Consider the following 24,372-nt stretch of genomic DNA (forward strand, 5'->3'; position numbering starts at 1 on the left):
GCTGCACGGCATGACGCACGACGGCGTTGCGCTGCGGGTCGACGGTCCGGTCGCCACGGTCACCCTGGACCGGCCCGAGGTGCTCAACGCACAGACCACCGGGATGTGGGCGCGGCTGCGTGAGGTGGCCCGCGATCTCGCGGGGGACGTCCGGGTGGTGGTGGTGCGCGGGGCCGGCCGGGCCTTCAGCTCCGGTCTGGACCTGCGCCGACTCGACGGTCCGACGGGCCTGCTGGCGGAGCTGACCGCCGGCGGCCCGGCGGCCTGCGCGGAGCGGATCGCCGAGTTCCAGCAGGCCTTCTCCTGGCTCCGCCGGCCCGACCTCGTCAGCATCGCCGCCGTCCGCGGCCCCGCCGTGGGCGCCGGCTTCCAGCTCGCCCTCCAGTGCGACCTGCGGATCCTGGCCGCCGACGCCGTGCTGGCGATGAGCGAGGTCACCCACGGGCTCGTCCCCGACCTCGGCGGCATCCGGCCCCTCGTCGACCTCGTCGGCCACGGCCGGGCCGCCGAACTCTGCCTCACCGGCCGCCACGTCGACGCCGCGGAGGCGGCCCGGCTCGGCCTGGCCACCCTCGTCGTGCCACCGGATACGCTCGAAGCCGCGACCGATGATCTCGTCGCCGCCGTCCTGGCCGCCGACCGGGACGCCGCCGCCGAGATCAAGGCGCTCGTGGCCGGGGCCACCGTCCGGGACCCCGAGGCGCAGCTACGGGCCGAGCGCGAGGCGCAGACCCGGCGGCTGTTCCGGCTGGCCGGTCGCGGCGACTGAACGCCCGCCCCGCGGGCGGGCCGGTCGGTCCGCCGGGTGGGAGAGGGTGCGATGAGCGGCGCGATGGGCACGGGCGGCTGGGGGATGCTGCGCGCGCTGGGCCGGGAGGCCGAGCTGGGCGACCACCAGCTCAGCCGCGGTACCGGCCGGCGGATCCTGGCGTTCGCGCGGCCGTACCGCGGGGAGATCGCCGTCTTCCTCACCGCCGTCGTGATCTCCGCCGCGATCGGCGTCGCCACGCCGGTCCTGGCCGGCCGGGTCGTCAACGTCATCACCGCCGGCGGCGCGGACGCCGCCGGCACGATCGTGCGGATCGCGGTGGTCATCGCCGGCCTGGCCGTCGCCGACGCGGGGCTGTCGCTGGTGCAGCGGTGGTACTCGTCGCGGATCGGCGAGGGCATCATCCTGCACCTGCGCACGCAGGTCTACGACCACGTGCAGCGGCTGCCGCTGCAGTTCTTCGCCCGGACCCAGACCGGGGCGCTGGTCAGCCGGCTCAACGGCGACGTCCTCGGCGCGCAGCGGGCCTTCACCACCACGCTGTCCGGTGTGGTCAGCAACGTCATCCAGCTCGTGCTGACCGCCGCGGTGATGTTCACGCTCTCCTGGCAGATCACGGCGCTCTCGCTGGTCCTGCTGCCGGTGTTCATCCTGCCCGCGCGGCGGGTGGGCCGCCGGCTCGCCGAGATGACCCGGGAGTCCTTCGCCCTGGACGCGCAGATGAACGCGACGATGACCGAGCGGTTCGGGGTCAGCGGCGCCCTGCTGGTCAAGCTGTTCGGCCGGCCCGAGGTCGAGGCGCGGCGGTTCGCGGCGCGCGCCCGCCGGGTCCGCGACATCGGCATCCGGCAGGCCATGTACTCGCGGGTCTTCTTCGTCGCGATGATGCTCGTGGCGGCGCTGGCCCAGGCGCTCACCTACGGCGTGGGCGGCTGGCTGGCGGTGCAGGGCGCGGTCAGCGCCGGGACGGTGGTCACGCTCGCGCTGCTGCTGACCCGGCTGTACGGGCCGCTGACCGCGCTGTCCAACGTGCGCGTCGACGTGATGAGCGCCCTGGTGTCCTTCGACCGGGTCTTCGAGGTGCTCGACCTCGCCCCGGCCATCGTGGACCGGCCGGACGCGGTGCCGGTCCCGGCCGGCGCCGGCCGGGTCGAGTTCGCCGACGTGCACTTCACGTACCCCTCGGCGAAGGACGTCTCGCTGGCCTCCCTGGAGGGCGTCGCGGCGCTGGACCGGGGCGGGTCCGCGCCCGTCCTGCGGGGCGTCAGCTTCACCGTCGAGCCGGGGCGGCTCGTGGCCCTGGTGGGGCCGTCCGGGGCGGGCAAGTCCACCGCCTCCCTGCTGCTGAACCGGATCTACGACGTCACCGCGGGCGCGATCCGGGTCGGCGGGGTCGACGTCCGCGACGCCACCGCCGCCTCGCTGCGCGACACGATCGGCGTGGTCGCCCAGGAGGCGCACCTGTTCCACGAGTCGCTCGCCGACAACCTGCGCTACGCGCGCCCCGCCGCCACCGACGCGGAGCTGTGGGCGGCCCTGGCGGCGGCGCAGGTCGCCGACGTGGTGCGGGCGCTGCCCGACGGCCTGGACACCGTCGTCGGCGAGCGCGGGTACCGCTTCTCCGGCGGCGAGAAGCAGCGGATCGCCATCGCCCGCCTGCTGCTCAAGGCACCGTCGATCGTCGTCCTGGACGAGGCGACCGCGCACCTGGACTCCGAGTCCGAGGCCGCGGTCGCCGCCGCCCTCCAGACCGCCCTGGCCGGCCGGACCGCACTGGTGATCGCGCACCGGCTGTCCACGGTCCGCGACGCCGACGAGATCCTGGTCCTGGACGGGGGCCGGATCGTCCAGCGCGGCACCCACGCGGCACTGCTGGCCGCGGGCGGCCCGTACGCGAACCTGTACCGCACGCAGTTCGCCGACCCCGGTGCGGGCCCGGCGCCCGCCGGGTGAGGGGCGCCTCCGACCGGCGCGCCGACCCGGCGCCGCGCGCCGTTCACCAGGCGCGCGCGGCGCCCCCGTCGACCGGTACCGCCAGGCCGGTCAGGTAGCTCGCCGCGGGGGACAGCAGGAACGCGGCCACCCGGCCGAACTCCGCGGGCTCGCCCAGCCGGCCCAGCGGGATCGCCGCCTCCGCCTCGGCCTGCGCCCGCGCCGCGTCGCTGGTCGCCGCGAACAGCTCCCGGTTGCGGTCGGTGAGGATCCGGTGCGGGAGCAGGCTGAACACCCGCACGCCCCGCGGGCCGTACGTGTCGGCGAACTCCTTGGCGACGCCGGCCAGGCCGGGCCGCAGCCCGTTGGAGACGCCCAGGCCCGGCACCGGGCTGCGCGCCGCGCTGGACAGCACCAGGCCGACCGCGCCGCCGCGGTCCAGCCGCGCGGCGACGGTGCGGGCGCAGCGGACGGCGCCGAGGAAGACGGTGTCGAACGCCGCCCGCCAGGCCTGGTCGTCCACGGTGTCGGCGGCGCCGGGCGCCGGCCCGCCGACGGAGATCAGCGCGCCGTCCACCCGGCCGAAGGCGGTCACCGCGGCCTCCAGCAGCCGGTCCGGGGTGCGCGGGTCACCGAGGTCGGCGGCCAGGCCGCGGGCGTGCTCCGGGCCGCCCAGCGCGGCGGCGGCGCTGTCCGCGGCGGCGGCGTCGCGGCCGGCCACGACGACCCGGGCGCCGTCGGCCACCAGGCACTCCGCCGCCGCCCTGCCGAGGCCGCGGGTGGCGCCGGTGAGCAGGTACACGCGTCCGCCGAGTCCGAGATCCATGCCGCCATCATGCCCGGCGCCCCCCGCGGCTTCCGGTCCGACCCTGGGAGGCCGCAGCGGGCGCAGGGCCGGGGTGGGGGCCGGGTCGGGGTGGCGACCAGGGCAGGCCGACGGCGTGGCGGGCGACAGCCGCGCCGGGCTACGGGCGCCGGACGACCCACAGGCGGCGGCCCAGGCGCAGGGCGACCGCCCGGCCGGCGCGCCCGTACCCGCACGCTCCCCGCAGTCGGCGCCCGACCCGGCGCCACGTCCCCGCGAGGGGGTGCCCGGCGCGGTCGGGGGGTGCGGGCGGCCGGCGGCCGGGCCGCCCGAGCCGGGCGCCGGCCGCGGCCAGCTCGACCGCGGCGGCCGGACCGAGTGCCCCGGCGGCGAGCCGCTGCCGGGCGAACGCCCACCCGTCGGCGTACCCGCCGCCCGGTGGCCGCCCCGGGGCCCAGGCGGCGAACAGCTCCCGCCACCGCGGGCCGCAGTCGCGGGCCAGCTCCGGCCACACCCCGGCGACGACGTCGGCGCGCTTGGCCAGCAGCGCCGCCCGCGCCGCGGCGAACCGGGCGGCGTCGAAGCCGGCCGGCGCCGGCCCGGTACCGGTGAGCCCGGCGACCAGGGCGGCCTGCCGGGCGCCGAGCCCCGGCGCGGTACCGCTCACGTGACGGCCGGGTGTCCGCTGGCGGCGGCGATCGCGTCCAGCTCCGCCCGCAGGAGCGCCGCGGGCGGGTACCGGCCGTCGCGTTCGAGGAGGACCGTCGGCGGTTGCCGCCGCGCGGTCAGGGCGCGCAGCAGGTCCAGGACGTCGGCGGGGACGGCGTCGGTGTGCGTGTCGTGGTAGATGCCGCCGTGGCTGGACCCGCCCGCGACGTGCACGTACGCGACCCGCTCCGGCGGCAGCGCCGCGAGCAGCGCCAGCGGGTCGGTGCCGCGGTTGCGGCAGTTGGCGTAGACGTTGGCGACGTCCAGCAGCAGCAGCGCGCCCGTCGCGTCGAGGACCTCGGTGAGGAACGCCGCCTCGTCCAGTTCGTCCTCGGGCCAGTCCAGGAAGGCGGCGACGGGCTCCAGCGCCAGCGGTACGTCCAGCTCGGCCTGGAGCCGCGCGGTGTTCGCGGCCATGGCGGCCACCGCCTCGCGGGTGCGCGGCAGCGGCAGCAGGTGCCCGGCCTCGACCCCGCCCGCGCGGACGAAGGCGATGTGCTCGCTGACGTACGGCGCCCCCAGCGCCGCGGCGACCGCCGCCAGCCGGTCCACCCGGCGCGGGTCCACCGGCGCGGCGCCGCCCAGCGACAGCGCCACGCCGTGCGGCACGACGGCGACGCCGCGCTCCCGCAGCGCGCTCAGCGCGTCCGGGACGGCGCCGGGGTCGACGGACTCGGCCACGACCTCGACCATGCGCAGGCCCGGCAGCGCGGCCACGAACCCCGCGATCTCCGGCCGCCAGCCGATGCCGACGCCGTACCCCGGCACCGCCGTCACGACCCGCCTCCACCGCCGCAGCCGCCCCCGCCGCCGCAGCCGCTCCCGCCCCCGGAGTCGCCGCCACCCCCGCAGCCGCCGCCGGAGTCCCCACCGCCGCCGGAGTCCCCGCCGATGTCGCTGCCGGTGCCGCAGCCGGTGACGCCGCCCGCGCCGTAGTACGTCGTGTCGCCGGAGCGCCGCGTCGCGCTCGCGGCGAACGTCGGGTCGATCTCGCGCATACTGCCCAGGCCGAACAGGCCCACCGCGGTACCGGCGGCGACCCCGCCGTAGGTGGCGAACGCCGGCCGGTGCGCGGGCCGCAGGTGGTCGCTGTCGCGCCGCGCCCGCTTCAGCAGGTCCAGCCCGGCCGGGGTGACCCGCGGCGTCGTCACCAGCAGCACCAGCCCCAGCAGGCCGGCGGCCGCGCCGATGAGCACGGGACCGACGGTGAACACCCCCAGGATCGCGGACTCGACGCTGCCCACCAGGCCGGCGACCCCCGCCAGCAGGAGCAGCAGCGGGCCGATCCGCAGCCGGGTCCGGGTGGCGCCGTCGAGCAGCAGGCCCTGCCGGACGACCTCGGCGCGCAGCCGGGTCAGGGCGTCGACGACCGCGGGCTGCGCGCCGAGGGCGGACATCGGCGTACCGTCAGCGAGCGCCGCGTGCACGGCGCGCTCGACCGCGGACAGGCCGGCCGCCGCCGGTGCCCCGACCGGCACCCGGCCGTCGGGTCCGGCCGCTCCCACGAGGCCGTCCACCCGCAGCCGGGCCAGGCCCGCGGCGACCACCCGCTGCGGCCCGCCGCTGAGCAGCGCGAGCGTCGGGGCGCCCGGCAGCGCCGCCGGGGTGTCCACGCGGTGCAGGGTCCGGTGCCGGTGGACGAGCGTGACCACCGCGAGCGCCCCCACGACGACCAGCAGCGACAGCGTCCCCGCACCGCCGAGCAGGTCCACGGCGGCCGCCCCGCTGCTGACCGGTGAATCCGACATGTCAACCCCCTCTGTCGTGCCCTCGGCTCAGTGTGACCGAAACGGGCAACCGGGGTCACTCGGTGGGACGGCGGACGGCCTCCTCGATCAGGTCCAGTACCCGCCCGAGGTCCCCGGCGGGCCGCCCCACGGCCAACTGCCGGACCAGCCCGTCGTAGGCCAGCTCCAGGAACTGGGTGAGGACGGCCAGCGGGACGTCCTCCCGGAGTACGCCGGCCTCCCGCTGCCGGGTGAGCCGCTCCCGGGTCGCCGCGCCGACGGCCCCCGCGCGCTGCGCCCAGCGGGCGGCGAAGTCGGGGTCGGTGCGCAGCCGGCGGGACACCTCCAACTGGGTGCCGAGCCAGCCGGCGGTCTCCGAACCGGGCTCGCCCGCCCGGTCGAGCAGGTCCCGCATCACCTGGACCAGGCCGTTGGCCGCGACCGTCGTCACCATCGCGGCGGCGTCGTCCTCGGCGACGGCCAGGAACAGCGAGTCCTTGTCCCGGAAGTGGTGGAAGATCGCTCCGCGGGACAGGCCGGTGGCCTCCTCCAGCCGCCGCACCGTGGCGCCCTCGTACCCGTACCGGGCGAAACAGACGCGCGCCGCGCGCAGGATGTCGCGGCGGCGGGCGTCGAGCTGGTCCGGGCTTATCTTCGGCACACCGGTGATGGTCTCAGTTGTCCGTACCTGCGTGCAATCGGCGGGTCCCGCGACCGCCGCCCGGCAGGAGGCCGCCGGCCGGGCGGGCGGAGCGCGGCCGCGGGCGGCCAGAGCCGGCCGCCGACGCTTCCCGCGGGCCCCGCCGCCGCCCTACCGTGCCTGGTGTGGCCCTCCTCCTCTTCTCCCTGGACAACACCGTCCTCGACCGGACGGCAGCCCTGCGCGCCTGGGGCGGCTGGTTCCTGGACGACATCGGGGCGCCCGTCGCCGACCTCGACTGGCTGCTCAACATCGACGCCGACGGGCTGACGCCGCGCTGGGACGTCGCCTACGCGCTGAGCGACCGGTACCAGCTCGACACGTCCCCGTACGCGCTGGCCGAGGAGGTGCACGAGGGGGTGCTGCGGGAGCTGCGGCTGGAGCCGCTCGTGGCCACCGCCCTGCGGATCGCCCGCGACGCGGGCCACACGCCGGTGGTGGTCACCGACGGCACCGTCCGCGAGGTCGAGGACCGGATCCGCTGGACCGGGCTGGACGCCCTGCTGACCGACTGGGTCATCGCCGGGGACGTCGGCGTCAGCAAGCCCAACCCGCGGATCTTCACCACCGCCGCCCGGCGGCTGGGCATGAGCCTCGACGACGCCTGGATCATCGGCGACAGCCCCGAGTGCGACATCAGCGCCGCGGTGTCGCTCGGCGTCCGCAGCATCTGGGTGTCCCGCGGGCGGGAGTGGCCCGAGCCGCTGTACGCCCCGACCCGGACGGCCGACGGCGTCGTGGCCGCCATCGGCAGCATCCTCGGCGCGCAGGACCCGACCCGCCGGTCCGAGTTCGCCGCCGCGGCCCCGTCGCCGGCCTCCTGGCGCTGACACCAGCCTCGCCCGGCGGCGCGGCCGCGCCGCCGGGCGGAGAAGCCGGCCGCCGCGCGGCCGGTGCGGCCGGTGCGAGAAAGATCACCCGTAACCCCGCATCGCCCCTGCGTGCGGGGCTGATGTCCGATGCGGATGTTCCCGTCCCGGACACGGGTAGCTCACTTCCACCTTCTCAAGCGATCAATTGATCGCCTAGCTTCCTCTCCCGACAGGCCCCGCATCGACCGCGGTGTGCGGCCGTCGCGGCGCCCGGACGCGTGCCTCCGCTGTGGAGTACCGCCCGCGCCGTCCCGTTCCGACGGTGAGGAGCACGACATGAGACGACTGGTGTGGACGACGGCGGCGGCCGTCCTACTCGGAGCCGGCGTGACGCTCGCACCCGTCGCGGCGACCGCCGCGACCCGCCACGGCGCGGCCCTGCTCGCCCTCCGGTACCAGAGTCGGCCGTACGTGTGGGGGGCCGCCGGACCGGCGGCGTTCGACTGCTCGGGGCTGGTCCTGTTCAGCTACCGGCGGTACGGGCTGAGCCTGCCGCGGACCGCCGAGGCGATGTACCGCAGCGCGAAGCTGCGCCGGGTCACCCGGGCCCAGCTCCGCCGCGACGACCTGGTGTTCTGGTCCGCCGGCGGCTACGTGTACCACGTCGCGATCTACCTCGGCGGCGGCCGCGTCGTACACACCGGCGACTACCGCGGCGTGCGGGTGGCCCCGCTGTGGGGGAGCCCGCTGTTCAAGCGCCCCCGGACGCTGACGGCCGGCGGCACCCGGTGATCCGCGGCGTCGCCGCGGCGGCGGTGACCCTGGTGTTCGCGGGCGGCTGCGGCGCCGACACCCCGCCGGACGCCTACACCCCGGCGAGCGCCTACACCCCGACGAGCGCCACCACCCCGGCAGGCGGCGGCGTGCCCGCGCCCCGGAGCACCGCCGCGACCGCCGTCGATGCGGACCCGCCCCCCGGCGGTGCCGGGGACGGGTCGGGGGTCGGCGTGCTCGGGCCGTCCGACGGCCGCGCCGGACCGGCAGCGGCCGGGTCCGGGGGACGTGCGGGGGCCTGTCCGGCGGCGGCGGTGCTGCTCGCCGCGCTGCGCACCGACGCGCCCCTGTACGCGGCCGTCGGCCGGCCCGCCCGGCTGACCGCGGTCACCTGCGCCGACGCGTACGCGTTCGCCGATGTCACGCGCGACACCTTCGCCGTGTTCCACGCCGCGGACGCCACCTGGCGCCCCCTGAACGCGGGCACCGCCCGCGTCTGCGCCGACGTCGTCCCGCACCGGACCCGCACCCACGAACCCCGGTGCACCCGCCTGACCCGGTGCACCCGATGACCCCAGCCGGCTCCGCCCGCGGTCCGCGTCCCCATGCATGGGAAGGACGGGAACCCACGGGCGGAGCCGGCTGGGTCAGCGGTACTCAGGCGTCGAGCATCTTGCGCAGGACGTACTGGAGGATGCCGCCGTGCCGGTAGTAGTCGGCCTCGCCGGGGGTGTCGATGCGGACCACGGCGTCGAAGGAGACGTCCGTGTCCGTGGTCACCCGGACCGTGCGCGGGGTGTCGCCGTCGTTGAGGGCCGTGACGCCCGTGACCGAGAAGGTCTCCGCGCCGGTCAGGCCCAGTGACTCCGCGGTCTCGCCGGCGGGGTACTGCAGCGGCAGCACGCCCATCCCGATCAGGTTGGACCGGTGGATCCGCTCGTAGGACTCGGCGACGACGACCCGCACCCCGAGCAGCTTGGTGCCCTTGGCGGCCCAGTCCCGCGACGAGCCCGAGCCGTACTCCTTGCCGGCGAGGATCACCAGCGGGACCCCGTCGGCCTGGTACGCCATCGACGCGTCGTAGATCGTGGTCTGCTCGCCGGTCCGGTGGTCGACCGTGAAGCCGCCCTCGACGCCCGGCACGAGCTGGTTGCGCAGCCGGATGTTGGCGAACGTGCCGCGGATCATGATCTCGTGGTTGCCGCGGCGGGACCCGTACGAGTTGAAATCCCGGCGCTCCACCCCGTGCGCGGCCAGGTACCGGCCGGCCGGCGAGTCCGCCTTGATCGCCCCGGCGGGGGAGATGTGGTCGGTGGTCACCGAGTCGCCGAGCTTGGCCAGCACCCGGGCGCCGGTGACGTCCGCGACCGGGGCGGGCGTGCGGGCCATGCCCTCGAAGTACGGGGGCTTGCGCACGTACGTCGACTCCGCGGACCAGGCGAACGTGTTCCCGGTCGGCGTCGGGAGGTTGCGCCACTGCGCGTCGCCCGCGAAGACGTCGGCGTAGTCGGCGCTGAACATCTCCCGGGCGATCGAGGAGCCGATGACCTCGTCGATCTCCTTGGCCGAGGGCCAGATGTCGCGCAGATACACCGGCTGCCCGTCGCTGCCCACGCCCAGCGGCTCGCTGTCCAGGTCGATGTCCATCGTGCCGGCGATCGCGTACGCCACCACCAGCGGCGGCGAGGCCAGGTAGTTCATCTTCACGTCCGGGTTGATCCGGCCCTCGAAGTTGCGGTTGCCGGACAGGACGGAGACCGCCGTGAGGTCGTGCTCGTTGATCGCGGCGGAGATCTCGTCCTGGAGCGGGCCGGAGTTGCCGATGCACGTGGTGCAGCCGTAGCCGACGGTGTGGAAGCCCAGCTTCTCCAGGTACGGCATCAGGCCGGACCGCTGGTAGTAGCCGGTCACCACCTTCGACCCGGGGGCCAGCGTCGTCTTGACCCACGGCTTGCGGTGCAGCCCCCGCTCCACGGCGTTGCGGGCCAGCAGCGCCGCGCCGAGCATCACCTGCGGGTTGGAGGTGTTCGTACACGAGGTGATCGCCGCGATGACGACGGCGCCGTGGTCCAGTTCGAACTCCGTGCCCTCCAGGTCCACCCGGACCGGGCGGCTGGGCCGGCCGTCGGAGCCCGCGGCGGCCGAGACGAGGGCGTGCGGCTTGTCCGCGGGGTCGCCGCCGCCGCTCTCGCCGGTGGCCGGCGGGTCGCTGGCCGGGAACGACTCGGCGCTGGCCTCGTCGGCGTGCCCCTCGACGCCGTCGCTGGCGCCGACGCCCACGTAGTCGGCGAGCGCGGTGCGGAAGCAGTCCTTGGCCCGCCGCAGCGGCACCCGGTCCTGCGGGCGCTTCGGGCCGGCCAGCGACGGCTCCACCGTCGACAGGTCCAGCTCCAGCCGCTCGGAGAACTGCGGGTCGGCGTCCGGGTCGTGCCACAGGCCCTGCGTGCGGGCGTACGCCTCGACGAGCGCGATCTGCGCCTCGGGGCGGCCGGTCAGGCGCAGGTACCGGGTGGTCTCGGCGTCGATCGGGAACATCGCCGCGGTCGAGCCGTACTCCGGCGACATGTTGCCGATCGTCGCCCGGTTGGCCAGCGGCACCGCGCCGACGCCCGGCCCGTAGAACTCGACGATCTTGCCCACGACGCCGTGCTGCCGCAGCATCTCGGTGATCATCAGGACCAGGTCCGTGGCGGTGGCGCCCGCGGGCAGCTCCCCGTGCAGCTTGAAGCCGACCACGCGCGGGATCAGCATGGAGACCGGCTGGCCCAGCATCGCCGCCTCGGCCTCGATGCCGCCCACACCCCAGCCGAGCACGCCGAGGCCGTTGACCATCGTGGTGTGCGAGTCGGTGCCGACGACCGTGTCGGGGTACGCCTGGCCGTTGCGCTCCATGACGGTGCGGGCCAGGTACTCGATGTTGACCTGGTGCACGATGCCGGTGCCCGGCGGGACGACCTTGAACTCGTCGAACGCGGTCTGGCCCCAGCGCAGGAACTGGTAGCGCTCGCGGTTGCGCTGGTACTCCAGGTCGACGTTGCGGGCCAGCGCGTCGCTGCGGCCGAAGACGTCGGCGATGACCGAGTGGTCGATGACCAGCTCGGCGGGCGCCAGCGGGTTGACCTTGCTCTCGTCGCCGCCGAGGTCGCGCACGGCCTCGCGCATGGTGGCCAGGTCCACGACGCAGGGCACGCCGGTGAAGTCCTGCATCAGCACCCGGGCCGGCGTGAACTGGATCTCCACGCTCGGCTCGGCCGCCGGGTCCCAGGCGCCGAGGGCGCGGATGTGGTCGGCGGTGATGTTCGCGCCGTCCTCGGTGCGGAGCAGGTTCTCCAGCAGGATCTTCAGGCTGTACGGCAGCCGTTCGTGCCCCGGCACGCGGTCGATCCTGAAGATCTCGTAGCCGGCGTCGCCGACGCTGAGCTGACTCTTGGCACCGAAGGTGTCGAGGCTCGCCACGTCCCTCTCCCTACGTCTGGGTGACCCGGACCGGGCCCTGTGTGCAGTCTTGCGCAGGTGGTGGCGACCCGTTTCGATTAGGCCAGCCTTACCCGCAGCGCGCTGCCGGACACTACAAACCGTACGTCCGTCTTGTTAAGTTGGCAAGCCACGCCCCGACGGAAACCGGGCGGACCCCCGAGGGGACCGCCCGGTCGACCGCGCCGCGGGACCGCGGCCCGGCTCACTGCATGGACAGGTGGACGTGGTTGGTGTGGGTGCCCGAGGGCCCGCCGCCGCCGCTGTACGCGCGCCAGCCCGTGCTGGGCATCCAGATCTGGCGGTACCAGATGACGTACAGCACGCCGAGGCGGCCGGCGTTCTTGACGTAGTAGCCGGCCAGGCGGTCGCCGTACGCCCTGTCCCCGCCCGAGGCGTCGACGTTGGCGAAGCCGCCCTTGGCCGCGGCGAAGTCGCAGGCGCGGCCCTTCGGGTGCTCGCCGCCGCCCCCGCCGCGGTGGCACGAGACGAACCGGGTGAAGCCGGCCGACTTGGCCTGCTGCATGGCGTGCAGCGTGCGCGGCGTGATGCAGCCCCCGGTGGTCGGGTCGTCGACGTTGCACGACTCGTTCGGCCAGGAGCCGTCGGGGTTGCGCCGGGCCGGCTTCGCCAGCGGAGAGTTGCCCGGCAGGAAGCCCCCCGCCGCGCCGCCGCCGCCCGCGGCGATCAGCGCCTGCTCAGCCTCGGTGGTCCGGGCCTTCATCTGCGCGACCTGCTTGGTCTGCACCGTGATCTCGCCGTCGAGCTGGGCCTGCGCGCGGACGATCTCCCGCCGTGCGTCGACCAGGCCGGCGAGGCGGGCGGCGTCGAGCTGGAAGATCCGGTCCATCGCGGTGGCGCGGACCCAGAACGCGTCCGGGCTGTCGCTCTCCAGCATCATCGACACGCCGGTCAGCGGCCCCGAGCGGTACGACCGGGCGGCGACCTGCTTGACCGTCCCCGCGAGGCGCTCCTGGCGGCCGGCCAGGTCGCGCAGCTCCTGCTGGAGCTGCTTCTCCCGCCGCTGCGAGTTGGTGAGCTGCGTCTTCGCGGACACGAAGCCCCGGTTGGCCTCGTCGAGCACCTTGCGCAGCTTCGCCGTGCCACCCTCCGGGTCCGGCGCGGCGGCCGCGGCGGGGGAGCCCACGGCGGTCGCGGCCAGCAGGAGGGCCGCGGCGAGCGCGGCCCAGCGCCGGGGGGCGCCGGCCGCCCGGGCGGCCGGCCCGGCCCGGTGGGCGGGGGCGGACGCGGCGCGCGGCGCCGGTCTCGAAGGCGAAGCTGACACGAGCAGATCCTTCCGCCGGACCGCCGCGGGCGCCGGGAAGCGCCGCCGCACGGCGGGTGGACCGGGGAAGCCTACCCGAACGCGGTATCGACTGCCGTCCCCGCGTGGGCCGGTGACCGGCCCACGCGGGCGCGCCGGGCCGGGCGGGCTCACCCCAGGTCGGGCAGCCGGGGTCCGGCCTCGCGCTGCGCGGCCAGCCAGCTCTCCACGTCGTCGGCGGTCCGGGGCAGGCCGGCCGACAGGATCCGGGCGCCGTCGGTGGTCACCAGGACGTCGTCCTCGATCCGGACGCCGATGCCGCGCAGCTCGGCCGGCACCAGCTCGTCCTCCGGCTGGAAGTACAGGCCCGGCTCGACCGTGAGCACGTAGCCCTCCGCCAGCTCGCCCTCCCGGTAGCGCTCCTTGCGGGCCTGGGCGCAGTCGTGCACGTCGATGCCGAGCATGTGGCCGAAGCCGTGCAGGCTCCACCGGCGGTAGACCTGCGAGGTCGGGTCCATCGCCTCGTCCACGCTCACCGGCAGGACGCCCAGGTCCCGCAGGCCCTCGGCCAGCACCCGCATGCAGCTCTGGTGGACGTGGTCGAAGGCGACCCCGGGCCGGATCGCGGCGATCCCGGCCTCCTGCGAGCGCTGCACGATCTCGTACACCTGCCGCTGGAGCGGGCTGAACGTGCCGGACACCGGCAGGACCCGGGTGACGTCGGCGGTGTAGAGGTACTCGCCCTCCACGCCCATGTCCATCAGCAGCAGCCCGCCCGGCGCCGTGCGGCCGTCGTTGCGGATCCAGTGCAGGATCGTGGCGTGGGCGCCGGCGCCGACGATCGAGCTGTACCCGACGCCGTTGCCGTCGTGCCGGGCGCGCAGCCCGAACACGCCCTCCAGCAGCCGCTCGGACACGGGCCGGTCGGCCGGCAGGACCCGGGCCACGTCCTCGAACCCGCGCACGGTCGCGTCGACCGCGGCCTGGAGCTGGCCGATCTCCCACTCGTCCTTGACCAGCCGCAGCTCGGCCAGCACCCGGGCCAGCTCGCGGTCGCGCTCGGCGGCGGCGGGGCGCACCTGGCGGTCGACGGCGGCGTCGAGGTCGCGCAGCACCCGGGTCCGGCCCGGCGCGCAGTCGCCCAGCGCCGCCGGCAGGTCGGCCAGCGCGGCGGTGTCGACGCCCAGCTCGTCGGCCTTCTCGCGCAGGCTCGCTCGGGGGCCGACCCACAGCTCGCCCGCGCGGTGGCGGAAGAAGGCGTCGGAGTCGCGCGGCGTCGGCGGCAGGGCGTACAGCGTGGCGTCGTGCCCGGAGCCGCTGGGCCGCAGGATCAGCACGGCGTCGGGGGTGTGGTCGCCGGTGAGGTAGGCGAAGTCGCTGCCGGGGCGGAAGGGGAAGTCGGTGTCGTTGGCCCGGACCCGCTCGCCGCCGGTCGGGATGACCAGCGTCTCGCCGGGGAAGGCGGCGCTGAGCGCGGCCCGCCGCTTGGCGTAGTGCGGCGCCTGGGTCACCGGGGTGCGGGCGGTCTCGGCGTCCGCCCAGCCGGTGCGCATGAAGTCCAGGTAGGCCTGGGGGAAGGCCGGGTCGTGCGACTCGGTGCCGTCCGGTGCCCCGCGCTGCTCCCCGCCGCGCTGGCCCCCGCCGCCCTGCTCCGCCCCGTCGCGCTGCTCCGCCATGCCGCCTCCCAGGTCTCGGTGTCGCGATGACGGTACCGCGTCCGCCCGCCCCCACCCAGCGGCGGCGTCGCGCGGATCGGCCCCACCGCGCCGCGGGCCGCCCCGCCACGCCGCCGCCCCGCCGCGCCGCCGGGCCGCCCGCCCCGCCGCGGCGTGGGCCGGCCGGCGGCGGCGTGGAAGAATTTGTGGCCATGTGCGGACTCCTTGCCTACTTCAGCGTCGACGGCACGGCCGACCAGCGGGCCGGTGCCCTGGCCGAGGCCACCGAATGCATGCACCACCGCGGCCCCGACGACACCGGAGTCGAGGTGGTCCGCGGCGCCGACGGGGCGGCCGACGGGGTGTTCGCGCACAAGCGCCTGGCGATCATCGACGTGCCGCGCAGCCACGAGCCGCTGCCCTACGCCGACGGCCGCTACCTGCTGACGTTCAACGGCGAGATCTACAACTACAAGGAGCTGCGCGAGGAGCTGGCGGCGACGTGCGGGGCGACGTTCGCCACCGACGGCGACGGCGAGGCGATCGTCGCCGGGTACCACCACTGGGGCCCCGACGTGCTGCACCGGCTGCGCGGCATGTTCGCCTTCGTGATCTGGGACCGGCAGGCCCGCACGGCGTTCGGCGCCCGGGACAACTTCGGCATCAAGCCGCTGCACTGGCTGGAGACCGCCGACGGGGGGGTGTACCTGGCCTCGGAGAAGAAGGCGCTGCTGCCGTTCGCCGGCTCCGCGGCCGCGGGCGACGCCGGGGTCGACACGGCCAACCTGTCGCACTTCCTGACGATGCAGTACGTGCCGGAGCCGACGACCCTGCACCGCGGGATCTCCCGGATCGGGTCGGGGGAGTGCTTCACCTGGACGCCGGGCGCGGGGATGGCGATCCGCCGCTGGTACCGGCCGGTGTTCCGCCCGGCGCCGGTGGCCGACCCGGAGAAGCTGTTCGTCGAGATCCGCGAGACGCTGCGCGAGAGCGTGCGGATGCACATGCGCGCCGACGTGCCGGTGGGCTGCTTCCTGTCCAGCGGCATCGACTCCACCGCGATCGTGGCGCTCGCGCGCCAGTTCAACCCGGAGATCCTCACCTTCACGGTCGGCTACGACACGACGGGCTACTCGGAGATCGAGGTGGCCCAGGACTCGGCCCGGCACCTCGGCGTGACGACGATCCCCACCAAGATCGGCCCGCAGGACATGATGGCCGCCCTGCCGAAGATCATTTGGCACCTGGACGACCCGGTGGCCGACCCGTCGCTGGTGCCGCTGTACTTCGTGGCGAAGAAGGCCGCCGAGCACGTGACCGTGGTGCTGTCCGGGGAGGGCGCCGACGAGTTCTTCGGCGGCTACACGATCTACCGCGAGCCGCTGTCGCTGTCCGCCGTCAACGGCCTGCCCGACGGGCTCCAGCGCGGCCTGCGCGCGGTCTCCCGGGTCATCCCCGAGGGTGTCCGGGGCAAGAGCTTCCTGGAGCGCGGGACCACCCCGCTGGAGGAGCGGTACTTCGGCAACGCCCGGATCTTCACCGAGGCGGACAAGCGCGCGCTGCTGCGCCGCTACGACGAGTCGGTCCGGTACACCGACGTCACCGCGCCGGTCTTCGCCGAGTGCGCGGACCTGGACCCGGTCACCCGGATGCAGTACATCGACCTGTTCACCTGGCTGCGCGGCGACATCCTGGTCAAGGCCGACCGCATCTCGATGGCCCACTCGCTGGAGGTCCGGGTGCCGTTCCTGGACCGGGAGGTCTTCGAGGTCGCGGCGCGGATCCCGGTCGAGCTGCGCCTGCCGCCGCGCTCGGACACCACCAAGTACGCGCTGCGCCAGGCGCTGCGCGAGGTCGTCCCCCCGGCGATCGTCAACCGGCCCAAGCTGGGCTTCCCGACGCCGACGCGGGTCTGGCTGGCCGGCGAGATGTACGACTGGGCGCGCGAGCTGATCGCCGGCTCCGGCGCCGGTGAGCTGATCGACCTGGGCTACGCCCTGCGCCTGCTGGAGGCGCACCGCCGCGGCGAGGCCGACCACTCCCGCAAGGTCTGGACCGTCCTGGTGTTCTGCGTCTGGCACGCGATCTTCGTCGCCCGGACCCTGGACCCGGGCATCTCCCGCAACGCGAGCGCGCTGATCACCAAACCGGTGGTCGGCTCGATGGTCGCCTGAGGGCCGCCGGCCCGACCGGGCAGCCGAGGGTGGCCTGATGGCCGACCCGTTCCGGGTGAACGCGCCCCGCCCGCCGCACGTGGTCTCCAAGGTGCGGACGACTGTGCCGTCGTCCCTTCACGCAGCCAAGGAGCCTGAGTGCAGAAGAACGTCAGCCTTGCCGTGGGTGCCGTCGCGGTCGTCCTCCTGGCGACCGCCGTGGCGGTCCCGGTCAGCATCGCCGCGAGCGACTCCGTCGCCGAGAAGGCGGCGAACCAGGCCAGCGCCCGGGTGGCGACGGCCCGGTTCGCCGCCGGTTCGCTCACCGTCGAGGACCCGGCCCGCTTCCACCTGACCGCGGACGACCAGCTCGGCGAACCCAGCGTGGTGGTTCAGGACGACCTCCAGTACGTGGCGTACGGCCGCACGCACCGCGGCATCCCCGTCTGGGGCGGCGACTTCGTCGTCGTCACCGACAGCACCGGCGCCGTGCGCAGCACCAGCGTGGCCCAGTCCCGCCCGCTGGCCGTCGACGTCACCCCGACCGTCAGCCCCGAGCGCGCCGCGGCCGTGGCCCGCCGGAAGCTGGTGACGGTGGAGGAGGTCGGCACGCCGACGCTGACCGTCGTGGCGGCGGGGTCCGGCCGGCTGGCGTACGAGGTGGTCGTCACCGGTACGGCCCGCGGCGCGCACGGCCTGGCACCCAGCCGCACCCACGTCTTCGTCGACGCGCGCACCGGCGCGGTCGTCAAGGGCATGACCTACGACGAGGTCCGCGAGATCACCGGCAAGGGCTTCTACTACGGCGACGTCGAGCTGCCCGTGTCCGGGACGCTGACCGACACCGGCCGCAAGGGTCTCCAGTGCGGCGGCCAGGACGGTCAGCCGATGAAGGTCACCGGCCCCTCGATCGGCAACGGCAGCGGCACCGACCTCCAGACCGCGTGCGTGGACGCGATGCACGCCGCGGGCAAGGAGTGGGACATGCTCAAGGAGTGGCTCGGCCGCGACGGGATCGACGGCAAGGGCCGGGCGTTCCCGATCCGGGTCGGCCTGAGCGAGGTCAACGCGTTCTGGAACGGCCAGTTCACCAACTTCGGCCACTCCTCGGACAACAAGCGCCAGCTCACGGTGATCGACGTGGTGGGCCACGAGTTCGGCCACGGCATCTTCCAGAACACCCCGGGCGGCTCCGGCGGCGGCAACGAGGCCGGCGGGCTCAACGAGTCCACCGGCGACATCTTCGGCGCGCTCACCGAGTTCTTCGCCCAGGACCCCAAGGACAAGCCCGACTACGAGGTCGGCGAGCTGGCCGACCTGTCCGGCCGGGGGCCCATCCGGGTGATGAACGACCCGTCCAAGGTGGGCGACCCGAACTGCTTCTCCAGCAAGATCCCCAGTACCGAGGTGCACGCCGCGGCCGGCCCGCAGAACCACTGGTTCTACCTGCTCGCCGAGGGCAGCAGCCCGACCAGCGGGATGCCCAAGTCCCCGACGTGCGACAACAGCACGGTCACCGGCATCGGCATCCAGAAGGCCGGCAAGATCTTCATGGGCGCGCTGAACCGCAAGACCTCGGGCTGGACCCACGCCAAGGCGCGGGCGGCCTCGGTGGCCGCGGCTTCCGAGCTGTTCCCGGGCGGGGCGGAGTGCGAGACGGTGAAGAAGGCGTGGACCGCGGTCAGTGTCCCGGCGGCCGGCGGCGAGGCCGCCTGCGGCGGCGGGCAGCCGCCGACGCCGGCACCCACGACCGCGGCGCCGACGACGGCCGCGCCCACGACCGCGGCGCCCACCCCGGCGCCGACGGCCACGGCGGCGCCGACCGCCACCGCCACGCCGTCGGACACCCCGGCGCCCGGCGGTGAGCCGACCGGTTCGCCGACCCCGGACGCCACCGGCGGCGCGGAGCCGGCGCAGCCGTAGCGCGACCCCGCTGACGCGGCCCCGCCGCGGGGCCGCGTCAGCGGTCGGCGAAGGCGCCGGCCACGAACGACCGACGGTCGACCAGGACGCGCTCGATCCGGCCGCGGGCCACCACCGTGGCGCCGTCGGTCACCGACACGTCGAAGTACAGCCGGCGGCCGCGCACCCCGGTCAGGCTGGCGAGCGCCGACACGGTGCGGCCCACGGGCGTGGGCGCCAGGTGCTCGACGCTCACCACGGCCCCGACGGTCGTCATGCCCGAGGGGAGCCGGCGGGCGGTGGCCGCCACCGAGGCGGTCTCGGCGAGGGCGAGCAACTGCGGGGTACCGAGCACCGGCACGTCACCCGAGCCGACGGCCTGCGCGGTGTCCCGGTCGCTGACCGTGAGGCCCACCCGGGCGCGCAGCCCGACCTCGAAGTACCGCGCCGCGCCGCCGCCGGGGTAGACCCGCCCCCGCGGCGCCTCCGCGGCCGGGCGGTCGGCGTCGGCCGGCCCCGGACCGGTCGGGCCGGAGGAACCAGGAACTGGCTGCTCGTCCATTGCGGGATCCTACGTGCCGGCGCCGGGGCCGCCCGCCACCCGGGCGGTGGGCCGGTCGGCCAGCGTGGCGGCCAGCCGCCACGCCTGCGCCGTGTCCCGGTGTACGACGGCGACGCTGCCGGCGGCGGTGTCCACATGCACCGTGGCGAGGTCGAGCAGCCGCTGCAGCGGCCCGGTCGTGACCCGGACACTCTGGATCCGCGGCCGGCTCACCAGCGTCAACCGGCGGGTGAGCACCCCGGACCGGACGGCGACGACGTCCGCCGTCAGCGCGACGCCGAGGTGCCGCCGCGCCAGCGGCGCGAGCCAGGCGGCGCGCGGGGGCGGGGGCGCGGCGTCCGGGGCGAGCCCGCCCGCGCCCGGCAGCACCACCTCGACCAGGCGCGCGGCCTCGGCGGGGGTGCCGACGGGCAGCAGCGTGTCCACCGGCGGCGCCGACTCGCCCTCGCCGGCCCCCCGGGCGTAGCCGGCGATGTCCAGGTGCAGGCGCAGCCAGCCGCGGCGGCGCCACAGCAGCGGCCACACCGCCCGGACCGACTGCACCCGGTCCGCCGGCACGATCTGCTGCCGGTGCTCGACCAGCCCGTGGGCCACCACCAGGCCGTCCGGGCCGTCGCTGACCGCGAACCGCCAGTGCCGCAGCGTGCGGCGGATCGGCTGGGTGAACACGGCGAGCATGGCGGTCGCGGTACTGGCCAGGGCGAGCAGTCCCCAGTCGCCGGCGATCACCGCCTGGTAGCCCACGAGGGCCGCGGCGACCGGGACGGTCCACACCTCGGGGGTCAGGAACTGGGCCACCACCAGGTCCCGGTCCCGCACGGTGTGCAGCACGGCGGCCGCCGGGGCGGCGGCGTCGGCGGCCGGCGCGCGGCCGGCCGCGAGCAGTTCGTCGCGCAGCCGGACCGCGTCGGCCAGCCCCAGGTACGCCAGCGGCGCCTCGGTCCGCGCCCCGCCGGCCACCTCCAGCCGCAGTTCGGCCAGGCCCGCGAGCTGGGCCAGCGCGGGGCGCCGGACCTCGACGCTCTGGAGCCGCTCCAGCGGGATGGCGCGGGTGCGCCGCCACAGCAGACCGTCGTCGATGCGCAGCTCCCGGCCGGTCAGCCGGTACCCGGTGTTGTACCAGCTCACCACCGCCCAGGCGCCCGTCGCGGCGACGAGCGCGCCCACCAGCAGCAGCCAGCGCAGCGGGCCGAGCCACGCGTACCCCTGCCAGGACAGCGCCGCGACGCTCACGGCCAGGGCCTTCGCGCTGTGCAGCAGCGGACTCAGCGGGTGCAGCCGGTGCCGGGCCGGCCGGTCGGCGGTCACAGCCCGGCGGCGGGGTCGGCGCCCAGCGCGGCCAGGCGGTCCCGCAGCCGGCGGGCCTCGGTCGGGGCCAGGCCGGGCACGACGGCGTCGCTGGCGGCCGAGGCCGTGTGCAGGGTGACCGTGGCCAGCTTGAAGGCCCGCTCCAGCGGGCCGGCGCTGACGTCGACGAACTGCATCCGCGCGTACGGCACGAGGGTCAGCCGGCGGATCAGCAGGCCGTGCCGGACGAGCAGGTCGTGGTCCCGCTCGGCGTACCCCCAGGCGCGCACCGCCCGGACCGTCGACCACGACCGCACCGCCGCCGCGGCGAGCACCGCCCAGGTGCCCGCGTGGGCCAGCCCGGCGACGAGGCCGTCCGGCAGCGTCAGCCGGGCGGCGGTCAGCGCGGCGACGCCCAGCGCCGCCGCGGCCCAGAGCCGGATGAGCCGGACCCACACCAGCCGCGGGGACACCGGCCGCCAGGCTAGCGTCCGCGGCCACGGGGTGAAGGCATCGTCGTCGGTCACACGCCGAGCCTAGTCGCCGGTCGCCGGCCCGCTCGGGGCGTGCGGGACGCTGTCGACGTGCGGGGCCACCTCGCGCAGGAAGCCGCGGGCGGTCAGGAAGTCGCCGAGGGAGATGCGGTGCGGGTCGCAGGCGAGCCAGGTCTTGCGCCGGCCCGGGTCATGCAGCCTCGGGTTGTTCCAGCGCAGTTCCCAGCGCGCGAGGGCGCGGCAGCCCTTCGCCGAACAGATCGCTGGTTCCACATGCACGCGGCCGAGTCTATGACGATCATCGTCGGCGACCGCGGGGACGGCGTTCTGGCGCGTCGGCCGGCGTGGCGGACCGGTACCGCGACCGGCCGGCCGGGTGCGGGCGGGGTCGGCGACGCCGACGGCGCGACCGCCCGGCGTCGTGGTCGGAGGAGGTCGCCCGCAGCGCGGGCAGTGGGCGGGTCGCCGGGCGACCACGGGGGAAGCCGCCCGGCGACGGGTGAATCGTACCCAGCCCAGGGGTCCGGCTGTCCAGCCGGCGGGGTAGCCCGTTCGGATTGATCGCGCGGCCCGCCCCGACCCCGGGTGCGCCCGCCCGGCGCGCGGGCCCGGCCGGGTGCGCCGCACCGCCGCCACCCCGCGCCGCGGCGGCCTGGCCCGGCGCCTAGGCTGGCCGGGCCGGCCGGACCTGCCCGCGCCCGGTCGCAGAGGAGCGCGGCGGCGGCCGCGACGGAAGGTGGAGCGGCATGGCGCGCACGGTGCTGGTGACCGGCGGCAACCGGGGGATCGGCCTGGCCATCGCCCGGGCGTTCGCGGCGCAGGGCGACCGGGTCGCGGTGACCCACCGCTCCGGCGCCGCGCCGGAGGGCCTGTTCGGCGTCCGCTGCGACGTGACCGACAACGACTCGGTCGACGCGGCGTTCGGCGCCGTCGAGGCCGAGCTGGGGCCGGTGGAGATCCTCGTGGCCAACGCCGGGGTCACCGACGACACCCTGCTGATGCGGATGTCCGAGGAGCAGTTCAGCGGCGTCCTGGACACCAACCTGACCGGCGCCTGGCGGTGCGCCCGCCGGGCGAGCGCCAAGATGGTCCGCGGCCGCTGGGGGCGGATGATCTTCATCTCCTCCGTCATCGCGATGTACGGCCAGGCCGGGCAGGTCAACTACGCGGCCAGCAAGGCGGGCCTGGTCGGCATGGCGCGGTCGATCAGCCGGGAGCTGGGCGGCCGCAACATCACCGCCAACGTCGTCGCGCCGGGCTTCGTCGAGACCGACATGACCGCCGGTCTGGCGGAGGAGCGCAAGGCCGAGTATCGCAAGGTCATCCCGGCCGGCCGGTTCGCCGCGGCCGACGAGGTCGCCGGGGTCGTCGCGTGGCTGGGCAGCGACGCCGCCGCGTACGTCACCGGCGCGATCGTCCCCGTCGACGGCGGCCTCGGCATGGGACACTGACCGCCGCCCGTACCCCCGATGAGGAGTGACAGTGTCAGGACTGCTGGCCGGCAAGCGGCTGCTGATCACCGGTGTGCTCACCGACCAGTCGATCGCGTTCGCGGTCGCCAGGCTCGCCCAGGAGCAGGGCGCCACGGTGATCCTCACCGGGTACGGCCGGCTGTCGCTCGTGGAGCGGATCGCCAGGCGGCTGCCCGCCCCGGCGCCGGTGATCGAGCTGGACGTGACCGACGCCGACCAGCTCGCCGGGCTGGCCGACCGGGTCCGGGAGCACGTCGACGGCCTGGACGGCGTGCTGCACTCGATCGGCTTCGCGCCGCAGACCTGCCTCGGCGGCGGCTTCCTGGACGCGCCGTGGGAGGACGTGGCCACCGCGCTGCACGTCTCCACGTACTCGTACAAGTCCCTGGTGATGGCGGCGATGCCGCTGCTGGCCGAGGGCGGCGCCGTGGTCGGCCTGACCTTCGACGCCTCGGTGGCCTGGCCCGTGTACGACTGGATGGGCGTGGCCAAGGCCGGCCTGGAGTCGACGTCCCGGTACCTGGCCATGCACCTGGGCGGCCGCGGCATCCGCAGCAACCTCGTCGCCGCCGGCCCGCTGCGGACCATGGCCGCCAAGTCGATCCCCGGCTTCGGCCAGTTCGAGGACACCTGGGTCCAGCGCGCGCCGCTGGGCTGGGACCTCAGCGCCATCGAGCCGGCCGCCCGGGCCTGCGTCGCCCTGCTCTCGGACTGGTTCCCGGCGACCACCGGCGAGATCGTGCATGTCGACGGCGGGTACCACGCCGTCGGGTCGTAGCCTGAACCGATGGCCTACGACGCGTTCCTGCTCATCTCGTTCGGCGGGCCGGAGCACCCGGACGACGTCATGCCGTTCCTGCGCAACGTCGTCCGGGGCCGCGGTGTCCCCGACGCCCGGCTGGCCGAGGTGGCCGCGCACTACCAGCACTTCGGCGGCGTCTCGCCGATCAACGCGCAGTGCCGGGACCTGCTGGCGGCCGTGGCCGAGGACTTCGCCGCCCACGGCGTGGACCTGTCCTGCCACTGGGGCAACCGCAACTGGCGGCCGATGCTGCGCGACACCGTCGCGCAGCTACGCGACGCCGGGGTGCGGCGGGCGGTGGCCTTCGTCACGAGCGCCTACGGCGGCTACTCCTCCTGCCGCCAGTACCGCGAGGACATCGCCGCGGCCCGGGCGGCGGTCGGGCCCGGCGCCCCCGTGATCGACAAGGTGCGCCACTACGCCGACCACCCCGGCTTCGTCGCGCCGCACGCCGACGCGCTGCGCGCGGCGCTGGCCACGCTGGACCCGGCCGCCCGCGACCGCACCCGCGTGGTCTTCACCGCGCACTCGGTGCCGCTGGCGGCCGCCGCCGCGGCCGGGCCGGACGGGCACCTGTACGAGACGCAGCTCCGCGAGACCGCCGCGCTGGTGGCGGCGGCCGCCGCGCCGGACCTGCCGTACGACCTGGTCTGGCAGTCGCGGTCCGGCCCGCCGCAGGTGCCGTGGCTGGAGCCCGACGTCAACGCGCACCTGGCGCGGCTGGCGGCGGCGGGGACGGCGCAGGTGGCCGTCAGCCCGATCGGCTTCGTCTCCGACCACCTGGAGGTCGTCTGGGACCTCGACACCGAGGCGGCGGCCACGGCCCGCGACCTCGGCCTCGGCTTCGCCCGCGCGGCCACCCCCGGCACCGACCCGCGGTTCGTGACGATGGTCCGGGAGCTGGTCACCGAGCGGCTGGCCGCGGCCGCGCCGCGCCGGCTCGGCACGCTGGCGCTGGCCGACCCCTGCCCGTCGACCTGCTGCCAGTCACCCCGCGCCCGGCCGCCCGCCCGGACGTCCCCGCGCGCCTGACCGCCGCGACCGCGCCGGTGCGCCGCCCGCCGCCGCGCGCTGAGCCGG

At 75.9% G+C, this 24,372-nt stretch carries 22 protein-coding genes; 10 read left to right on the plus strand and 12 right to left on the minus strand.

Annotation, left to right across the window (positions count from 1 at the left end; all coding sequences use genetic code 11):
- Nucleotides 1-10: 10 nt before the first annotated feature.
- Together IEY75_RS07845 and IEY75_RS07850 are read left to right on the plus strand one after the other, a co-directional pair.
- Nucleotides 11-769, plus strand: coding sequence for an enoyl-CoA hydratase/isomerase family protein (locus IEY75_RS07845; protein WP_189113555.1), 759 nt, complete (start codon nt 11-13; stop codon nt 767-769).
- Between the two features lie 51 nt (nt 770-820).
- Complete coding sequence (locus IEY75_RS07850) at nt 821-2,722, plus strand: ABC transporter ATP-binding protein (RefSeq protein ID WP_189113556.1); 1,902 nt, start codon at nt 821-823, stop codon at nt 2,720-2,722.
- A 43-nt stretch (nt 2,723-2,765) separates the two neighbouring features.
- Here the strand turns inward: IEY75_RS07850 and IEY75_RS07855 are convergent, their stop codons facing one another.
- The 5 genes from IEY75_RS07855 to IEY75_RS07875 form a co-directional block, all read right to left on the minus strand.
- Entirely contained in the window at nt 2,766-3,527 is a 762-nt protein-coding gene (locus IEY75_RS07855) for an SDR family oxidoreductase (RefSeq protein ID WP_189113557.1), read from the minus strand.
- A gap of 139 nt (nt 3,528-3,666) precedes the next feature.
- Nucleotides 3,667-4,173 carry an SCO6045 C-terminal-like domain-containing protein gene (locus tag IEY75_RS07860; RefSeq protein ID WP_189113558.1) on the minus strand — a complete coding sequence of 169 codons (507 nt, stop codon included), beginning with the start codon at nt 4,171-4,173 and terminating at the stop codon, nt 3,667-3,669.
- The gene (locus IEY75_RS07865) at nt 4,170-4,991 is read right to left on the minus strand and encodes an MbnB/TglH/ChrH family RiPP precursor modification enzyme (protein ID WP_189113559.1); all 822 of its coding nucleotides are present in this window, start codon (nt 4,989-4,991) and stop codon (nt 4,170-4,172) included. The genes IEY75_RS07860 and IEY75_RS07865 overlap by 4 nt, the downstream gene beginning before the upstream one ends.
- A complete protein-coding gene (locus tag IEY75_RS07870) occupies nt 4,988-5,962 on the minus strand; it encodes a TIGR04222 domain-containing membrane protein (protein WP_189113560.1) in 975 nt (324 codons plus the stop codon). Before IEY75_RS07870 ends, IEY75_RS07865 begins: the two co-directional genes overlap by 4 nt.
- Nucleotides 5,963-6,017: 55 nt before the next feature.
- On the minus strand, nt 6,018-6,602 hold the full coding sequence (locus tag IEY75_RS07875; protein WP_189113561.1) for a TetR/AcrR family transcriptional regulator: 585 nt from the start codon (nt 6,600-6,602) through the stop codon (nt 6,018-6,020).
- A gap of 164 nt (nt 6,603-6,766) precedes the next feature.
- On the opposite strand from IEY75_RS07875, the gene IEY75_RS07880 reads away from it, so the two are divergent.
- The 3 genes from IEY75_RS07880 to IEY75_RS07890 all read left to right on the plus strand — a co-directional run bounded on the left by IEY75_RS07880 (nt 6,767) and on the right by IEY75_RS07890 (nt 8,799).
- Entirely contained in the window at nt 6,767-7,471 is a 705-nt protein-coding gene (locus tag IEY75_RS07880) for an HAD family hydrolase (protein WP_189113562.1), read from the plus strand.
- 318 nt (nt 7,472-7,789) lie between these two features.
- Entirely contained in the window at nt 7,790-8,245 is a 456-nt protein-coding gene (locus IEY75_RS07885; RefSeq protein WP_189113563.1) for a C40 family peptidase, read from the plus strand.
- Nucleotides 8,242-8,799, plus strand: coding sequence for a hypothetical protein (locus IEY75_RS07890; RefSeq protein WP_189113564.1), 558 nt, complete (start codon nt 8,242-8,244; stop codon nt 8,797-8,799). Before IEY75_RS07885 ends, IEY75_RS07890 begins: the two co-directional genes overlap by 4 nt.
- An 85-nt stretch (nt 8,800-8,884) precedes the next feature.
- On the opposite strand, the gene IEY75_RS07895 is transcribed toward IEY75_RS07890, so the two are convergent.
- From IEY75_RS07895 to IEY75_RS07905, 3 genes are all read right to left on the minus strand, one after another.
- The gene (locus tag IEY75_RS07895) at nt 8,885-11,683 is read right to left on the minus strand and encodes an aconitate hydratase (protein WP_189113565.1); all 2,799 of its coding nucleotides are present in this window, start codon (nt 11,681-11,683) and stop codon (nt 8,885-8,887) included.
- Between the two features lie 223 nt (nt 11,684-11,906).
- On the minus strand, nt 11,907-12,986 hold the full coding sequence (locus tag IEY75_RS07900; RefSeq protein WP_308425689.1) for a coiled-coil domain-containing protein: 1,080 nt from the start codon (nt 12,984-12,986) through the stop codon (nt 11,907-11,909).
- A gap of 149 nt (nt 12,987-13,135) precedes the next feature.
- Complete coding sequence (locus IEY75_RS07905) at nt 13,136-14,641, minus strand: aminopeptidase P family protein (protein WP_189113566.1); 1,506 nt, start codon at nt 14,639-14,641, stop codon at nt 13,136-13,138.
- A 191-nt stretch (nt 14,642-14,832) separates the two neighbouring features.
- Here IEY75_RS07905 and asnB point away from each other — a divergent pair, with 191 nt between their 5' ends.
- Nucleotides 14,833-16,794, plus strand: a complete 1,962-nt coding sequence (asnB, locus tag IEY75_RS07910; RefSeq protein WP_189113567.1) for an asparagine synthase (glutamine-hydrolyzing) — start codon at nt 14,833-14,835, stop codon at nt 16,792-16,794.
- 138 nt (nt 16,795-16,932) lie between these two features.
- Nucleotides 16,933-18,696: a M4 family metallopeptidase gene (locus IEY75_RS07915; RefSeq protein WP_189113568.1), complete on the plus strand. Its 1,764-nt coding sequence runs from the start codon at nt 16,933-16,935 to the stop codon at nt 18,694-18,696.
- A 37-nt stretch (nt 18,697-18,733) separates the two neighbouring features.
- Here IEY75_RS07915 and IEY75_RS07920 read toward each other — a convergent pair whose 3' ends face one another.
- The 4 genes from IEY75_RS07920 to IEY75_RS07935 all read right to left on the minus strand — a co-directional run bounded on the left by IEY75_RS07920 (nt 18,734) and on the right by IEY75_RS07935 (nt 21,297).
- Nucleotides 18,734-19,102, minus strand: a complete 369-nt coding sequence (locus IEY75_RS07920) for a thioesterase family protein (RefSeq protein WP_229789456.1) — start codon at nt 19,100-19,102, stop codon at nt 18,734-18,736.
- A 144-nt stretch (nt 19,103-19,246) separates the two neighbouring features.
- Entirely contained in the window at nt 19,247-20,545 is a 1,299-nt protein-coding gene (locus IEY75_RS07925) for a PH domain-containing protein (RefSeq protein ID WP_189113570.1), read from the minus strand.
- Nucleotides 20,542-21,051, minus strand: a complete 510-nt coding sequence (locus IEY75_RS07930) for a PH domain-containing protein (protein ID WP_189113571.1) — start codon at nt 21,049-21,051, stop codon at nt 20,542-20,544. Before IEY75_RS07930 ends, IEY75_RS07925 begins: the two co-directional genes overlap by 4 nt.
- A gap of 9 nt (nt 21,052-21,060) precedes the next feature.
- Nucleotides 21,061-21,297 carry a hypothetical protein gene (locus IEY75_RS07935; protein ID WP_229789432.1) on the minus strand — a complete coding sequence of 79 codons (237 nt, stop codon included), beginning with the start codon at nt 21,295-21,297 and terminating at the stop codon, nt 21,061-21,063.
- A gap of 467 nt (nt 21,298-21,764) precedes the next feature.
- Between IEY75_RS07935 and fabG the strand changes: the two genes are divergently transcribed.
- From fabG to IEY75_RS07950, 3 genes are read left to right on the plus strand one after another with little or no spacing between them, the layout of a single operon-like run.
- Nucleotides 21,765-22,469, plus strand: a complete 705-nt coding sequence (gene fabG / locus IEY75_RS07940) for a 3-oxoacyl-ACP reductase FabG (RefSeq protein WP_189113572.1) — start codon at nt 21,765-21,767, stop codon at nt 22,467-22,469.
- Nucleotides 22,470-22,500: 31 nt separating this feature from the next.
- Nucleotides 22,501-23,268 carry an enoyl-ACP reductase FabI gene (gene fabI, locus IEY75_RS07945; protein WP_189113573.1) on the plus strand — a complete coding sequence of 256 codons (768 nt, stop codon included), beginning with the start codon at nt 22,501-22,503 and terminating at the stop codon, nt 23,266-23,268.
- A 9-nt stretch (nt 23,269-23,277) separates the two neighbouring features.
- On the plus strand, nt 23,278-24,324 hold the full coding sequence (locus IEY75_RS07950; protein WP_189113574.1) for a ferrochelatase: 1,047 nt from the start codon (nt 23,278-23,280) through the stop codon (nt 24,322-24,324).
- The last annotated feature ends 48 nt before the right edge of the window (nt 24,325-24,372 follow it).

The sequence above is a fragment of the Pilimelia terevasa genome (assembly GCF_014647915.1).
GTDB lineage: Bacteria > Actinomycetota > Actinomycetes > Mycobacteriales > Micromonosporaceae > Pilimelia > Pilimelia terevasa.